The following is a 14,972-nucleotide window of genomic DNA, read 5'->3' as shown; positions in this document are numbered from 1 at the left end:
CAGAAGAAACCCGGGCTATGGCATAAGCCATTGAGCTTTGGGGCTGTCGAAAGGGACCAAGTAAGAATTAATAAAAATGGAAGTTTTAAAGGTTGTAAAAATAGGAGGGAAGTTAATTGAGAATAAGGCTAAATTCGCTGAATTTATCCAGGATTTCGCAGCTTTGGAGGGGCCAAAGATCCTGGTTCACGGCGGTGGGAATCTGGCCACTGAAATTGCAGGAAAACTCGGTTACCCCACCCATATGTTTGAAGGTCGTCGCATTACCGATGCGCAATCCATGAAAGTGATTACCATGGTATATGGAGGGCTTATCAGTAAAAATATCGTAGCTAAACTTCAAGCGCAGGCTAATAATGCCATCGGACTGTGCGGAGCTGACGGAATGAGTATAGTATCAAAGAAACGTCCTGTCGGGGAGGTAGATTTTGGTTTTGTAGGTGATGTGGAGCAGGTAAATTCAAAGTTTATACAAGGGCTTTTAAAACAAGAGCTCATACCGGTTTTCTCAGCGATTTCCTGCACCCGGGAGGGTTTGCTTTTAAATACTAATGGCGACTCTGTGGCTGCCGCCCTGGCCAAGGCAATGGGCTCAATATATGATACTGAGCTTTATTTTTGCTTTGAAAAGAAAGGGGTTCTAGGCGATCCGCAAGATGATGATTCAGTTATAGAAGAAATTAACAGGGAAAAGTATGAGGAGTTGCTGGAGGAAAAGGTAATAAGCCAGGGGATGCTTCCCAAATTACATAACTGTTTTGAAGCCCTGGAAGCTGGGGTAAACAAAATATTCCTGGGTGATTTCAGGTTATTAAAAAAAGAATCGATCCACACTAAAATAACCACTTTATGAAACCTCAAGAATTACACAAAGAGGCAATAGATTTACTCAAAAGGCTAATCGCTACGGAATCTTTTTCTACCCAGGAAGATAGCACAGCCAATTTGCTCGAAGAATGGTTTAGGAAAAATGAGATGAGCTTTTTCCGGCATTTGAACAATGTTTGGGCTACCAACAAATACTTTGATTCCACAAAGCCAAGTTTGTTGTTGAACTCTCATCATGATACGGTTAGGCCGAACTCCGCATACACGCGAGATCCTTTTGAGGCCAAAATAGAGGATGGAAAATTATTTGGTTTAGGGAGTAATGATGCGGGGGGCTGCCTAGTTTCCTTGCTATCCACCTTTACCTGGTTTTACCATGTTAAAGATTTGAAATATAATTTGATTTTTGCCGGAACAGCAGAAGAGGAAATTAACGGAGAAAACGGGATTGCATGCCTGTTGCCAAGAATGCCAAAAATCGATGTAGCATTGGTAGGAGAACCTACCCTGATGCAGTTGGCCATAGCGGAAAAAGGCCTTGTGGTTTTTGATGCCAAAGTTAAGGGTACACCCTCCCATGCAGCGCATCCAAATAATAATAATGCGATTTATAAAACCGCCGATGCTTTAAAATGGTTCGAAAGCTTTGATTTTCCGAAGGAATCCGAGGCTCTGGGAAAAGTCAAACTTACCGTTACTCAAATTAGTGCAGGGAGCCAGCATAATGTAGTGCCAGGGCACGTCGATTTGGTGATCGATGTTCGGGTCAACGACGCCTATTCCAATGCTGAAATCAATCAGATTTTACAGGAAAAAGCACCGGTAGATGAGATAAAGGCCCGTTCCTTGCGTCTGAATTCCTCATCAATTATAAAAGAACATAAGCTGATCAAAGCCGGTCTTGACCTGGGAATGGAAACCTATGGTTCTCCAACTCTTTCGGATCAGGCCATGCTTAGTTGTCCTTCCTTGAAATTAGGACCAGGAGATTCCACACGATCACACAGCGCCGATGAATTTATTTATGTCAGAGAAATAACCGAAGGGATTGATACTTATATTAAATTGCTTGAGAAAGCTTGTAAATAGGAATTAGGATTGCCTTGGTTCCCAAAACCATGGTGGTCTAAAGATTAAATAAAATTATAAATTATGAAACTCTGGGACAAAGGATTAGCAATTGACAAAAAGATTGAAAGGTTTACCGTAGGCAATGACCGGGAATTGGATATGCATCTGGCACAATACGATCTAAAAGCTTCCAAGGCCCATGCAAAAATGCTGGGGAAAATCGGAATCTTGTCCATGCAAGAGGTAAAGGATATTGAAAGGGAACTATCTCAGCTGGAAAAACAACTCGAGGATGGCACCTTTGAAATTGAGGAAGGATTTGAAGATGTGCATTCAAAAATTGAATTCGAATTAACCCAATCCCTGGGGGATACAGGAAAAAAAATCCACACAGCACGATCCAGAAACGACCAGGTTTTGGTGGCGATGCAGTTATATTTTAAGGAGAATCTGCTAGAGATTTCAGATAAAACAAAGCAATTGATTACCGTGCTTTTAGAACTTGCAGAAGAACACCGGGATAAATTGCTCCCGGGGTATACGCATTTGCAGGTAGCCATGCCATCGAGTTTTGGGTTATGGTTTTCAGCCTATGCTGAATTGTTAATCGATGATCTTTATTTATTACAAGCCGGGTTAAAGGTAGTTGACCAGAACCCCTTGGGTTCTGCAGCTGGTTACGGCTCTTCTTTCCCTATAGACCGGGAATTTACCACCAAAGAATTAGGATTTTCGACTCTTAAGTATAACGTGGTGGCTGCTCAATTGGGGAGAGGAAAATGCGAGCGAACCGTGACTTCCAATATCGCCTCAGTTTCCAATACCCTTTCCCGTTTTGCGATGGATATTTGTTTGTATATGAGTCAGAATTTTGATTTTATCACATTTCCTGATGAACTCACTACGGGTTCCAGTATCATGCCTCATAAGAAAAATCCGGATGTATTTGAATTGGTTCGTGGAAAATGCAATAAACTTCAGAGCATTGCCAATGAAATGATTCTCATTACTAATAATTTACCAAGTGGTTATCACCGGGATTACCAGCTGATCAAGGAAAACAGCATTTATTCGGTAGAAAACATCAAAGAAATTCTGGATGTTCTGATCCATGCTATCGCTTTAATTAAAGTTAAAGATATCGACCTGGAAGACGAAAAATATAAATATTTGTTTACCGTGGATAGCATCAATGACCTGGTAATACAGGGCAAATCATTTAGGGAAGCTTATCAAATAATCGGGGAACAGGTTCAGGCAAAAACCTACCAGGCTACTGAGGGAAAAAAGCATTCGCATTTGGGAAGTAAGGATAACCTGGCTCTTGAGGAAATCCGCAAGAAGATCAATGCTATAAGGGTATAGTCCTATCCAGGTCCAAATCGCCTTACGACTTTGAAAAAGTTAATAAAAAAAACCTCCCGCAAAACCACACGAAATGCGAGAGGTTCAAAACATAAATGAAGAAAAATAATCTTAGATAATGGTCATTTGACCTAAGTTTAAGTTTTCGTTATTAATGGTGATATTATCAACTTCACTGATAAGTCCCTCAAGGAAGTCACCAACTTTTTCAGTGGTATAATGGTTGTCCTTATTGATATCTATGGTACAAACATTGAGTTTAATACTTAGTTCCACCGCTTTTTTAACGGCTTCGGCCTCTTCGGTGAGTCCGAAATGTTCCAAAAGCATCGCAGCGGATAAAATGGAGGCTACCGGATTTGCAATTCCTTTACCGGTTGCCTGCGGATAAGATCCGTGAATGGGTTCAAACATGGCGTTTTCTTTTCCTACCGATGCCGATGCCAGCAGGCCGATGCTACCTCCAATTACACTGGCTTCATCGGATAAAATATCGCCAAACATATTTTCGGTAAGAATCACATCAAACTGGGTAGGATTAAGGATCATCTGCATGGCGGCATTATCGACAAAAAGGAAGTCCAGCTCCACTTTTGGATACTTTTTTCCAATTTCAGTGACCGTTTTACGCCAGAGCCGGGAAGTTTCCAGAACATTGGCTTTATCCACCAGGGTCAGTTTTTTGGAACGTTTTTCGGCAGCTTTAAATGCCAGGTGAGCCACCCGGGAGATTTCCTCTACCGAATAAGTACAAACATCGGTAGCGCTTTGGCCATCTTCTGCAGTATGCTTATCCCCAAAATAGATCCCACCGGTAAGTTCCCTATAGATCACCATGTCAGCCCCTGAAATGCGGTCTTCCTTAAGTGGTGATTGCGCGATAAGCTTGTCATAGGCCTTTACCGGTCTTATGTTTGCATAAAGTCCGAGTCCTTTTCTCAATTGTAAAAGGCCCTGCTCAGGTCTTACTTTTGCATCGGGATTATTGTCAAATTTTGGATCTCCTATAGCCCCAAACAACACAGCATCAGAATTCTTACACAAATCCAGCGTAGCTTCAGGTAGCGGATTGTCCAGCAAATTTATTGCTGCCGCTCCTACCAGGGCGTCTTCAAACTGAAAGTGGTGATCAAAACGATCTGCTACAGCTTTTAAAACTTTTACTGATTGCTGTGTGATTTCGGGACCTATCCCGTCTCCGGGTAAAACTGCTATTTTTAATTTCATTTTTTCTTCTTTATGTGTGGTTTCTCCATAACTTCCGGTCTTTCAGTTTTTAAAAAGCTAGATAAGTGTGTGGGTTTTTAATTTCGGAGCGTGTTCTTTTTCAAATTTTTTGATCGCATCGAGTTTGCTTACCAAAAAATCTATATCGTCAAATCCATTGATCATACAGGTTTTCTTATAAGGATCTATTTCAAAGGCCTCTGAAATTTCTCGCTCGGGGATTCCGATGGTCTGAGCCTCCAGGTCAACCTTTATTTTTACCGTCGGATCCTTATATATTTCCGTAAAGAGCTGCTGCAGAAATTCCGGACTAACCTGAACTGGAAGCAAACCATTATTGAGCGCATTTCCCTTGAAGATATCCGCAAAATAACTGGAAACAACGACGGTAAATCCGTAAGCTTTAATAGCCCAGGCAGCATGTTCCCGGCTGGAACCACAACCGAAATTATCTCCCGCCACAAGAATGGATCCTTTATATTCTGGTTTGTTTAAAGCAAAATCTGGATTTTTCTCGTTGTTTTTATCATATCGCCAGTCTCGAAACAGGTTCTCTCCAAATCCAGCTTTATCCGTTGCTTTTAAAAACCGGGCTGGAATTATCTGGTCGGTATCAATGTTTTCTATTTCTAAAGGAACCGCCGTATCGGTTAATGTGATAAACTTTTCCATTTTAATTTAGATGTTTTGTAAAGTCGGTTATTTTACCGGAAATAGCCGTAGCTGCTGCCGTTAAAGGGCTTGCTAGGATGGTTCTCGAACCCTGGCCCTGTCTTCCTTCGAAATTTCTGTTACTGGTCGACACGCAATATTCTCCTGCAGGAATTTTATCATCGTTCATAGCCAAACAGGCCGAGCAACCTGGTTGTCTTAACCTGAAGCCGGCATCTTCAAATATTTCACGTAATCCTTCGGCTTCTATCTGAGCGGAAACCTGGCGAGAACCCGGTACGATAAGCGCATTAACATTCCCCGCTTTCTGTTTACCCTTTATATAAGAGGCGGCCTGCCTGAAGTCTTCAATACGGGAATTGGTACAACTCCCGATGAAAATCCAGTTAATGGTCTTGTCAAGTAAAGATTCACCAGGGTTAAAGCCCATATAAGCCAAGGCTTTTGCATCGCTTTTGCTACCTTCTGTCGGTATGGATTCGGTAATCTTAATGCCCATTCCGGGGTTTGTCCCATAGGTGATCATTGGTTCAATATCTTCTGCATCAAAGGAGTATTCCTGGTCGAAGGTCGCACCTTCATCGGTTTTTAGCGTTTCCCAATAAGCTTTTAGCGCGTCGAAATCCTGTCCTTTTGGAGCGAATTCTTTTCCTTTTACATATTGGAAAGTCGTTTGGTCAGGTGCGATCAAGCCCCCACGAGCCCCCATCTCTATACTCATATTACACACGGTCATCCGGCCCTCCATGGACATCTCTTCAAAAACATTTCCGGCATACTCACAAAAATAACCGGTACCTGAATTTGTGCCCAGTTTGCTGATAATATAGAGAATCACATCTTTGGGTAACACACCTTTTTTGAGTTTCCCATTGACATTGACGCGTAATTTCTTAGGCTTTTCAACCAGCAGACACTGGCTGGCAAATGCCTGGGAAACCTGACTGGTGCCGATTCCAAAGGCAATTGTACCAAAGGCACCGTGGGTCGAGGTGTGACTATCTCCGCAAACCATCGTCATGCCCGGTTGGGTAATCCCAAGTTCCGGAGCCATTACGTGAACTATCCCGTTATAGGGATGTCCCAGGCCGTAAAGGGTTATATTGTTTTCCTCGCAATTTTGGGTCAATTCTTTAAGCTGTTTTCTTGACAACAGATCCTTAACCGGTAGATGCTGGTTTTCAGTAGGCGTATTATGGTCTGCCGTGGCCACTATCTGATCCGGTCGAAATACCGGAATCTCACGTTCCTTCAACTCATTAAAGGCTTGTGGACTGGTAACTTCGTGGATCAGGTGCTTATCGATGTATAAAATATCCGGTCCGTCGGGTATGGATTCTACCACGTGGCTATCCCAGATTTTATCAAATAATGTTTTCTTCATTAGGCTATCGCTCTGATTTTTCTTTCTGATATCTCCATGATTTCATGGATGTCATTGTCCTCCACACATCTTCTGGAATCTGCATAATTCAGGAACTCGTGATATACCGTATCCAATTGAAGTTTGGTCAAATCGTATCCCATTTTCTTAGCTTTATAGGCTAAAGCTGCTCTTCCGCTTCTTGCGGTTAGCACAATGGCCGATTCCGTTACCCCGACTTCAGCTGGATCTATAATTTCGTAGGTTTCACGGTTTTTAATCACCCCGTCCTGGTGTATTCCGGAGCTATGGGCAAAGGCGTTGGCCCCTACTATAGCCTTGTTTGGCTGAACTAGCATTCCCATTTCCCGGGAGACCATACAACTGGTATCAAAAAGAAATTTTGGATCTATTTGAGTGTTTAAATTTAAGGTAGGATGCTGTCTTAAGATCATGACAACCTCTTCAAGTGCGGTATTTCCGGCACGCTCACCAATGCCATTTATGGTACATTCGATTTGGCGGGCTCCGTTCATGACTCCCGCAATAGCGTTTGCCGTAGCTAGTCCAAGATCGTTATGGCAATGGCAGGAAAGCCTTACCTTATCAATATCTTTTACATTATCCTTTAAATACTTAATTTTTCTCCCATATTCTTCCGGTAGACAGTATCCTGTGGTGTCTGGAATGTTTAGCACTGTTGCACCGGCTTTGATCATCTCGGTACACACCCGGGCAAGAAATTCATTATCAGTTCTTCCTGCGTCTTCTGCATAAAATTCAACATCATCTACAAAATTCTTGGCGTATTTAACCGCGGCTACCCCACGCGTAATAATTTCTTCCCTGGTTGAATTGAATTTATATTTAATATGAGAATCTGAAGTACCGATCCCGGTATGAATACGCGGTTTTTTTGCATATTTTAAAGCTTCGGCTGCAACCTCAATATCTTTTTTTACAGCACGGGTGAGTCCACATACGGCAGCATTCTTTGCCAGCTTAGAGATTTCATTAACCGATTGAAAGTCACCAGGACTGGAAACAGGAAACCCCGCCTCAATAACATCTACTCCCAGCTCATCAAGGCGCTCAGCGATTTTGAGTTTTTGGCTGGTGTTCAATTTACATCCTGGAACCTGCTCTCCGTCTCGTAACGTCGTGTCAAAAATTTCTACCTTTTCTGTGCTCATAAGAGATTTATTTTGCTTTATCTTTAACTAAAGTATAGTTTTAGCCTGCCCTTAAATTGTTTTCTGGACGAGTATTACGATAATTAAAAACTAATGATAGGCTGTAATGTAACTGATTTACAGCACTTTATAAACCTACTTGTTACAATGACTAATGAATTGACCGATAATTTGTTTTCGTTAATTAAGTCACTTTCGCCCTCTGAAAAGCGTCAATTTTCTTTATACGTAGGCAGAATTGGAGTGAACACCGATAGTAAATTTTTGAATTTATTTAAGGTGATGACCAAGATGAAGAAGTATAATGAAAATGAAATATTACAGAAAACCAGGATCAGTAAGCAGCAGCTTTCCAATGTAAAAGCACATTTATACAAACAGATCCTGGTGAGTTTAAGACTTAATCCTGCAAATCAAACGGTGCCCGTTCAAATCAGGGAACAACTGGATTTTGCCTATATACTTTATAGAAAAGGTTTATATAACCAGGCTCTCAAACTCCTTGATAAAACCAAAACTACTGCTTTACATTACGAGGAAAAAAGCCTGGCCTATGAGATCCTTGAGCTGGAAAAGATCATAGAATCACAATACATCACCAGGAGTATACGAAACCGAGCTGAGCTATTGATTCAACAAACCGAAGATCTCAGTGCACGGACCCAGTTGAATGCTAAATTATCAAACCTATCATTACAACTCTACGGAATATTTCTGAAAATGGGCTATGCCAGGACCCAGGGAGAAGCTGCTACTATCAGAAGCTATTTCCATGAGAACATCCCGGAATATTCCTTCAAGGAATTGGGTTTTCACGAGAAGCTCTGGCTTTATAAAGCACACTTATGGTTTAGCTTTATCACCCAGGATTTTTTAGCCTGTTACCGCTACTCGATGAAATGGATAGACCTCTTTAATGAATATCCACATCTGGTGTCCTTACATCCAGTTTCTTATATAAAAGGGAACCATTACTTGTTGGAGTCGCTTTTTTACCTGAATCATGTGAGGTTGTTTGAGAAAGTATTAAAAAAAATGGAGGCTACCCTTAAGGATCCTAAAATTCCGGATGATGATAATATTAAGGCGCTATCCTTTCTATACCTGTACTCCAATAAATTGAATTTACGCTTTATGAAGGGAGAGTTTGCCAATGGAGAAGAGCTGGTAGGGAAGATACAGAAAAAGATCAAAAAATATAAAGGGCGTATAGATGAACACCATATAATGGTATTCTATTATAAGATAGCCTGTCTGTATTTCGGGAATGGAGATAATAAGCAATGCATTTTGTTTCTTAAAAAGATCATCGATAATAAATCTCTTGAGATGCGCGAGGATCTGATGTGTTTTTCCAGAATTCTAAACCTTGTGGCTCATTATGAGGCCGGGATGGATTACCATTTGGAAAGTCTCATCAAATCCACCTATAAGTTTCTCATTAAGATGGATGACCTGCACGAGGTACAGAAAGAAATGATTCGTTTCCTGAGACATTTACCGGATGTTTCTCCCCTGGATATCAAAGATGAATTTCGCCGTTTACACGATACCTTAAAGCAATATGAAACTCATCCCTACGAACGTCGTGCCTTTTTATATTTAGATATAATCTCCTGGCTGGAAAGCAAGATAGAAAACAGGCCGGTGGCTGAGGTGATTTCAAGGAAATTATCCCATAGAGGCCGGTCTTGAAAAACTTTTGCTAATGATCCGGTTTTTCAAAAATCAGCGGCGATGCTTTGCCAAATAGGATCTTTTTCTGGCAAAGGGGCTACCAAATGAATCACCTCTTTTTTTACCGGGTGTATAAAGCTTATTTCCCTGGCATGTAAGTGGATGCTTGCATCTTTGTTACTGCGATCGAAGCCGTATTTAAGATCGCCTTTAATTGGACTGCCGATGGCTGATAACTGGCTGCGGATCTGATGATGCCTGCCAGTTTCTAAATCCACTTCCAGCAGGTAATAATGATCAAGTTTTTTGATCACCCGGTAATGGAGAATGGCTTTTTTACTCCCAGGTACTTCCCTTGTGTGGGGATAAGATTTATTTTGTTTAGGGTTTCGTTTTAGGAAATGGGTTAAGGTCTCAGTCGGTTTTGCAGGCTTATTCTTTACCACGGCCCAATAGGTTTTCTTAGCCTCTTTCTTCTGAAAAAGTTTATTGAGTCGGGGCAAAGCCTTGGAGGTTTTTGCAAAAACCACGATTCCGCTGGTAGGCCGGTCCAACCGGTGGACTACTCCAAGATATACGTTTCCGGGTTTATTGTGTTCTTCCTTAAGGTAGGCTTTTACCACTTCACTAAGAGGCTTGTCACCGGTTTTGTCGCCCTGGACAATATCTCCGGGGCGTTTGTTTACCACGATAATGTGATTGTCCTGGTAAAGTACCTGAAGGTTATTTTTATTTGAAAGGATTTTTTCCAAGCGAAAACTTTAACTCAGCTACCTGCTGCAATGGAGCGTCTATTAGATTAATACTGTTCCTGGTCAGAAGGAAAATCCCTATTCTTCACATCATCCCGGTAATTTTCGAAAGCTTTGGTCATATCAGCATGAAGATCGGCGTATCGTCTTAAAAAACGCGGGTTGAATTCGTGGGTCATTCCCAGCATATCGTGAACTACCAATACCTGGCCATCCACGCCATTTCCTGCACCGATACCAATTACTGGAATGCTGATACTTTGGGCAACTTCCTTGGCCAATTTGGCAGGCACCTTTTCAAGTACTATGGCAAAACACCCGATCTTTTCAAGTAGTTTTGCATCGGATTTTAATTTTTCGGCTTCCGCTTCCTCTTTGGCTCGGACGGTATAAGTACCGAATTTATAAATAGACTGCGGAGTTAGCCCTAAATGTCCCATCACTGGAATCCCGGCGTGAAGAATTCGTTTAAGCGATTCCTTGATTTCCTTTCCTCCTTCTAATTTTACTGCGTGTGCCCCACTTTCTTTCATAATCCGTATGGCGGATCTAAGGGCTTCCTTGGGATCGCTTTGATAACTTCCAAAGGGAAGATCAACCACCACTAATGCTCGATGAATAGCCCTGATCACACTTTGTGCATGGTAGATCATCTGATCCAGGGTTATCGGGAGGGTAGTCTCGTGTCCAGCCATCACGTTGCTGGCCGAATCACCTACCAGAATCACATCGATTCCGGCCCCATCAACTATTTTTGCCATAGAATAATCGTAGGCGGTGAGCATGGCGATCTTCTCGCCATTTTGTTTCATATCTACCAGGGATTTAGTAGTAACCCTTTTATACTCCTTCTTTGCAACAGACATATTTTTAATTTTGGAAGGTAAAAGTACAAAAACGAGTGGTCATAAGATAATAGCGGTCGTTTTATTGTTTTTTAAGTTCCTGGTAGAGGGTGCTAAGTAATTCCCCGTCATCTCCGTGATATTGCCAAAACATGGCACCACCTAGACCATTTTCTTCGATAAATTTAGCTTTCTCCCTGATGGAAGCTACATCGTCATAAGTGATAAATGTTCTGGTAGCTTCACTCCAAAGAAATGGCGCTTTGGCCGCTTGATCCCAATGGCGTTTATACTTCCCGCTTTTTAAACTATCCTTTAATTCGCGATAATTGATAGTGAAGCTATTTCCGTGAGATTTTTGATGTAATCCAAAATTCTTATTCTCTGTCTCATGCCAGCCTCTTCCATAAAAAGCGACCCCTACAATGATTTTTTCTCGGGGGACTCCTGTAGCCAGATGTTCTTCAACGGCAATTTTCGTACTCTGCTTGTAAGGTTCAGGATCTGTTTTTGATTCGTACAAATTGGTATGATGTGATGTGGAATCGTTCCAGCCTCCCTGATAATCATAAGTCATAATATTTATAAAGTCCAGGAAGGGATGAATTTTATTCAATTCGACGTGATCAAGATAATTCTGGTTCGCGGCCGTGGCAATGGTCAGCAGATAATTGGTCCGGTCTATTTTTCCCAGAGAATCCAATTTTTTTCTGAAAAGCTTTAAGATCGATGTGAAATTTTGTTTATCCTCAGGGGAATGTGGGTTTCCCGCCCCTGGTTGACCGGGGTATTCCCAGTCTAAATCGATCCCGTCAATTTGGTGTTTTTGAAGAAAAGAAATTCCGCTGTTGGCAAAGCGCTCTCTTGCAGCTTTAGTAGCAACTGCTTCTGAAAAGCCTCCGGACCAGGACCATCCACCTACGGAAATCAGGACTTTTAAATCAGGATTCTTTTCTTTTAGACTGTTGATCTTTTTCAGGCGTTGTGTATCCTTTGGGTCGCCCTCAATGATCTTTCCGTTTTTGATATTTGCAAAGGCGTAATTAATATGGGTGAGTTTTTGCGCTGAAATCTCCGCGAACTTATCGTCTACATTGTGTCCAACAATATAGCCTATAATTTTTTTGTTGGTCTTTTCCTGCGGGTATATCTGCCATGGAGTACAAATACACATCAATAATAGAAAAAGAATGCTTGTGGTAGTTTTTTGCATAATATTTAAAGCATTACGTATATACATTCAAATTACTAAATTAGCTTTTAATTATATCTTTACCAATGAAGAAATTATTTCTAATAGGTTTTTTACTGATGAGCCAGGCAGTCTTGAGCCAAAATACAAAAAAAGAAAATCTCAGGATGCTCATTGAAAGCTTCTTTGAAGCTTTTCATCTACAGGATACAGTAAAGCTCAGAAGTTTCGCTCACCCTGATATTGTTTTGCAAAGCATATCGGTTTCTAAAGGAGGTGTCACCAAACTCACCACTGATTCTTATTCCGGGTTTTTACAAGGTATTGGTAAAATTGCCGAAACCACCACTTTTGAAGAAAAGCTTCAGGATTTTGAGATATCGATTTATGGAGAAATGGCTCATGTTTCCACGCCCTATTCTTTTTATCTCAATGAAAAATTCAGCCATTGTGGGGTTAATTCTTTTCAACTTATGAAGGTTGAAGATCAGTGGAAGATTATTTACCTGGTAGATACTCGAAAGAAAACAGGTTGCCAGGAGAATTAGATGTCTTTCACACAGCGGAAGCCAAGGTGTTCCAGGCTGCTATCTGGGGTAGAGCTCATCCTGGCAGCGTTGCGATAACCAGTACAGTAAGATTCACTACAAAGAAAGGAACCGCCCCGGATCACTTTATGTTGTTCGGGGTTAAAATACTCCTTGAAATATCCATCAGTTCGGTTTTCTATTTTGCTATAGGCGTTAGGGTAGTAGGTATCCAGGCACCATTCCCAGGTATTTCCAGCAATATCATAAAGTCCGAAAGCGTTGGCCGGAAAGCTTTTAACCGGAGAAGCTTTTTCGAAATTATCATCCTGGGAATTGAAATCAGGGAAGTTTCCCTGATGAAAATTCACATAATCCTTAGCTTTTGAAAAATCATCGCCCCAGTGGTAGACCTGGTTCTCTTTACCGCCTCTGGCCAGGTATTCAAACTCTGCCTCTGTGGGCAATCGTTTTCCAGCCCACTTGGCATAGGCCATCGCATCGTACCAGGAGATCTGGACTACAGGAAGGTCGTCCTTACCTTGGATGCTGCTTTGAGGTCCTTCAGGATGCTTCCAGGAGGCACCTTCCATAAATTTCCACCATGCCTGAGGCTTGTCAGGGTCAAAAACCAGTGCTCCCGGTGGATAGGTTTCACCCTTAACTTCAAATTCCCGTTCCGCTGTAGTGATGTAGCCTGTGGCTTCAATAAACTCCCGGAATTGGGCATTGGTAACTTCGGTTTGATCAACCCATAGGTCCTCAATAGTTTCCTGGTGCTGCGGAAACTCATCCTGTCGGGCTTGCTGGGAATTTCCTCCCATGGTATAAGTGCCTCCCGGAACTTTTATCATCCCCTTAGTTGAGGCAGAATCCCTTCTAACTTGAATGCTTTCAATCTCCGACATCATTTTCTGGTGAAAACTCTGAGGCTTCTCCTTGGCAGCAAGGGAGACTTCTTTGTTTTCATTGTCCGATTCCATGTTTTTGCAAGCGGTAAAAAACAATAGGAGAGGGAGTAAGAAGAATGGAAATTTTGATAAGGGGATCATAGCCGCAAATTTTCGGCTAAGATAAGAAAGATTAAAGGAGGTGGAAATTCCGGTTATATTCTTTTAAAAGAAAGCATATGCTGAGGTATCTCTGTGATTAATGTGATCGGAAGTCGGGATTTTTTTAGGGTAATAAAAGTCCCGACTTCACTGATCTGGCCAAAGCTTAGGGTTTTAGTACCACCCGGAAGCGGGCTTTGTTATTGATCATTCGCTCATAGGCTTCATTGGCTTTATCCAGTGGGAATTCTTCGATTTTTGGCCTGGAGTTGGTAAGTGCACTGAAATTAAGGGTGTCCTCAGAGTCCATCGCGGTGCCACTGGGCCATCCTGCCACTGATTTTCTCCCCATCAGCAGTTCCATGGGCGATACCTCAATCGGATCGCCGGTTGCAGCTACCATAAGTAACTTTCCATCAATCCCAAGGCCTCCAACAACTGAAGTTATCGCCTTACTATATGGTGCGGTGGCCAGGATTAATTTTGCGCCTCCCAGCTTTTGTAACTCCTTTGCAGGATCTGTTTGATCGGTATTGATAAAATGGTGAGCTCCGAGTTCTTCTGCCAAATCCTTCTTACTGTCGCTTGTAGAAATTGCCACGGTTTTCATTCCCATCTTAGAAGCATATTGTATAGCCAGATGGCCAAGGCCGCCAATTCCCTGTACAGCTACCAGGTCCCCTGGTTTGATTCCTGAATTTCTAAGGGCATTAAAAACCGTGATTCCGGCACAAAGTAGTGGGGCAGCCTCGGCAGAGGATAGGGCATCCGGAATGGCTGCAAGCGCCTCTTTGGGAGCGCACATGTATTGGGCGTAACCACCATCATATGATATTCCGCTGATCTGGGCATTTTCACAGCTGATAAAATCTCCGCGACGACAGGGTTCGCATTCAAAGCAGTGTCCCCCATGCCAACCCACACCGACTCGCTGGCCTTTTTTCCAGTTTTTAACTTTTTCTCCTACCTGTTCCACAGTCCCTACGACTTCATGCCCGGGAACTCGTGGATACTGAATTCCAGGAAATATTCCATCTTTTACAAAAGCATCACTATGGCAGATGCCACAAGCCTCAACTTTGATCAGAACTTCATTTTCCTTTGGAGAAGGTTTATCTATATCTACAATGATAAAATCCCCTCCCTTTTCTTTAATTTGTGCAGCTTTCATGACTTATTTTGTTTAGTCGTTAAGTTACAAAATGAGA

14 protein-coding genes are annotated in these 14,972 nt (G+C 42.0%); 5 read left to right on the top strand and 9 right to left on the bottom strand.

What is annotated here, in order from left to right:
* Positions 1-76: 76 nt before the first annotated feature.
* The 3 genes from argB (at position 77) to argH (ending at position 3,264) form a co-directional block, all read left to right on the top strand.
* On the top strand, positions 77-853 hold the full coding sequence (argB, locus tag ACW6NC_RS08995) for an acetylglutamate kinase (protein ID WP_457865371.1): 777 nt from the start codon (positions 77-79) through the stop codon (positions 851-853).
* Positions 850-1,917, top strand: a complete 1,068-nt coding sequence (locus ACW6NC_RS08990) for a M20 family metallo-hydrolase (RefSeq protein WP_457865370.1) — start codon at positions 850-852, stop codon at positions 1,915-1,917. The genes argB and ACW6NC_RS08990 overlap by 4 nt, the downstream gene beginning before the upstream one ends.
* A 63-nt stretch (positions 1,918-1,980) precedes the next feature.
* Positions 1,981-3,264: an argininosuccinate lyase gene (gene argH, locus ACW6NC_RS08985; protein ID WP_457865368.1), complete on the top strand. Its 1,284-nt coding sequence runs from the start codon at positions 1,981-1,983 to the stop codon at positions 3,262-3,264.
* 111 nt (positions 3,265-3,375) lie between these two features.
* Here the strand turns inward: argH and leuB are convergent, their stop codons facing one another.
* From leuB to ACW6NC_RS08965, 4 genes are read right to left on the bottom strand one after another with little or no spacing between them, the layout of a single operon-like run.
* Entirely contained in the window at positions 3,376-4,491 is a 1,116-nt protein-coding gene (gene leuB, locus ACW6NC_RS08980) for a 3-isopropylmalate dehydrogenase (protein WP_457865367.1), read from the bottom strand.
* 57 nt (positions 4,492-4,548) lie between these two features.
* On the bottom strand, positions 4,549-5,163 hold the full coding sequence (leuD, locus tag ACW6NC_RS08975; protein WP_457865365.1) for a 3-isopropylmalate dehydratase small subunit: 615 nt from the start codon (positions 5,161-5,163) through the stop codon (positions 4,549-4,551).
* A gap of 1 nt (position 5,164) precedes the next feature.
* Complete coding sequence (leuC, locus tag ACW6NC_RS08970; protein ID WP_457865364.1) at positions 5,165-6,547, bottom strand: 3-isopropylmalate dehydratase large subunit; 1,383 nt, start codon at positions 6,545-6,547, stop codon at positions 5,165-5,167.
* Positions 6,547-7,719, bottom strand: a complete 1,173-nt coding sequence (locus ACW6NC_RS08965) for a 2-isopropylmalate synthase (RefSeq protein ID WP_457865362.1) — start codon at positions 7,717-7,719, stop codon at positions 6,547-6,549. The genes leuC and ACW6NC_RS08965 overlap by 1 nt, the downstream gene beginning before the upstream one ends.
* A 147-nt stretch (positions 7,720-7,866) precedes the next feature.
* Here ACW6NC_RS08965 and ACW6NC_RS08960 point away from each other — a divergent pair, with 147 nt between their 5' ends.
* A complete protein-coding gene (locus ACW6NC_RS08960) occupies positions 7,867-9,414 on the top strand; it encodes a hypothetical protein (protein ID WP_457865361.1) in 1,548 nt (515 codons plus the stop codon).
* A gap of 26 nt (positions 9,415-9,440) precedes the next feature.
* Here the strand turns inward: ACW6NC_RS08960 and ACW6NC_RS08955 are convergent, their stop codons facing one another.
* From ACW6NC_RS08955 to ACW6NC_RS08945, 3 genes are all read right to left on the bottom strand, one after another.
* On the bottom strand, positions 9,441-10,148 hold the full coding sequence (locus ACW6NC_RS08955) for an RluA family pseudouridine synthase (protein WP_457865359.1): 708 nt from the start codon (positions 10,146-10,148) through the stop codon (positions 9,441-9,443).
* Positions 10,149-10,195: 47 nt separating this feature from the next.
* Positions 10,196-11,014, bottom strand: a complete 819-nt coding sequence (panB, locus tag ACW6NC_RS08950) for a 3-methyl-2-oxobutanoate hydroxymethyltransferase (protein WP_457865357.1) — start codon at positions 11,012-11,014, stop codon at positions 10,196-10,198.
* 61 nt (positions 11,015-11,075) lie between these two features.
* Complete coding sequence (locus ACW6NC_RS08945) at positions 11,076-12,206, bottom strand: glycoside hydrolase family 18 protein (RefSeq protein WP_457865355.1); 1,131 nt, start codon at positions 12,204-12,206, stop codon at positions 11,076-11,078.
* A gap of 65 nt (positions 12,207-12,271) precedes the next feature.
* On the opposite strand from ACW6NC_RS08945, the gene ACW6NC_RS08940 reads away from it, so the two are divergent.
* Positions 12,272-12,733 (top strand): nuclear transport factor 2 family protein, encoded by a 462-nt coding sequence (locus tag ACW6NC_RS08940; RefSeq protein WP_457865353.1) that lies wholly within the window; start codon positions 12,272-12,274, stop codon positions 12,731-12,733.
* On the opposite strand, the gene ACW6NC_RS08935 is transcribed toward ACW6NC_RS08940, so the two are convergent.
* The gene (locus tag ACW6NC_RS08935) at positions 12,730-13,695 is read right to left on the bottom strand and encodes a formylglycine-generating enzyme family protein (RefSeq protein ID WP_457865351.1); all 966 of its coding nucleotides are present in this window, start codon (positions 13,693-13,695) and stop codon (positions 12,730-12,732) included. The two genes, ACW6NC_RS08940 and ACW6NC_RS08935, sit on opposite strands and share 4 nt — an antisense overlap.
* A gap of 235 nt (positions 13,696-13,930) precedes the next feature.
* On the bottom strand, positions 13,931-14,935 hold the full coding sequence (locus tag ACW6NC_RS08930; protein WP_457865349.1) for an alcohol dehydrogenase: 1,005 nt from the start codon (positions 14,933-14,935) through the stop codon (positions 13,931-13,933).
* Between the last annotated feature and the right edge of the window lie 37 nt (positions 14,936-14,972).

Source organism: Salegentibacter profundi, assembly GCF_054121475.1.
The sequence above is the reverse complement of the archived record's forward strand: the minus strand, read 5'-3'. Positions and strand labels throughout refer to the sequence as shown.

What these genes read in the sequence shown, in the direction of transcription:
- argB (WP_457865371.1), top strand. Translation starts at nt 77, where the DNA reads ATGGAAGTTTTAAAGGTTGTAAAAATAGGAGGGAAGTTAATTGAGAAT.
- ACW6NC_RS08990 (WP_457865370.1), top strand. Translation starts at nt 850, where the DNA reads ATGAAACCTCAAGAATTACACAAAGAGGCAATAGATTTACTCAAAAGG.
- argH (WP_457865368.1), top strand. Translation starts at nt 1,981, where the DNA reads ATGAAACTCTGGGACAAAGGATTAGCAATTGACAAAAAGATTGAAAGG.
- leuB (WP_457865367.1), bottom strand. Translation starts at nt 4,491, where the DNA reads ATGAAATTAAAAATAGCAGTTTTACCCGGAGACGGGATAGGTCCCGAA.
- leuD (WP_457865365.1), bottom strand. Translation starts at nt 5,163, where the DNA reads ATGGAAAAGTTTATCACATTAACCGATACGGCGGTTCCTTTAGAAATA.
- leuC (WP_457865364.1), bottom strand. Translation starts at nt 6,547, where the DNA reads ATGAAGAAAACATTATTTGATAAAATCTGGGATAGCCACGTGGTAGAA.
- ACW6NC_RS08965 (WP_457865362.1), bottom strand. Translation starts at nt 7,719, where the DNA reads ATGAGCACAGAAAAGGTAGAAATTTTTGACACGACGTTACGAGACGGA.
- ACW6NC_RS08960 (WP_457865361.1), top strand. Translation starts at nt 7,867, where the DNA reads ATGACTAATGAATTGACCGATAATTTGTTTTCGTTAATTAAGTCACTT.
- panB (WP_457865357.1), bottom strand. Translation starts at nt 11,014, where the DNA reads ATGTCTGTTGCAAAGAAGGAGTATAAAAGGGTTACTACTAAATCCCTG.
- ACW6NC_RS08945 (WP_457865355.1), bottom strand. Translation starts at nt 12,206, where the DNA reads ATGCAAAAAACTACCACAAGCATTCTTTTTCTATTATTGATGTGTATT.
- ACW6NC_RS08940 (WP_457865353.1), top strand. Translation starts at nt 12,272, where the DNA reads ATGAAGAAATTATTTCTAATAGGTTTTTTACTGATGAGCCAGGCAGTC.
- ACW6NC_RS08935 (WP_457865351.1), bottom strand. Translation starts at nt 13,695, where the DNA reads ATGGAATCGGACAATGAAAACAAAGAAGTCTCCCTTGCTGCCAAGGAG.
- ACW6NC_RS08930 (WP_457865349.1), bottom strand. Translation starts at nt 14,935, where the DNA reads ATGAAAGCTGCACAAATTAAAGAAAAGGGAGGGGATTTTATCATTGTA.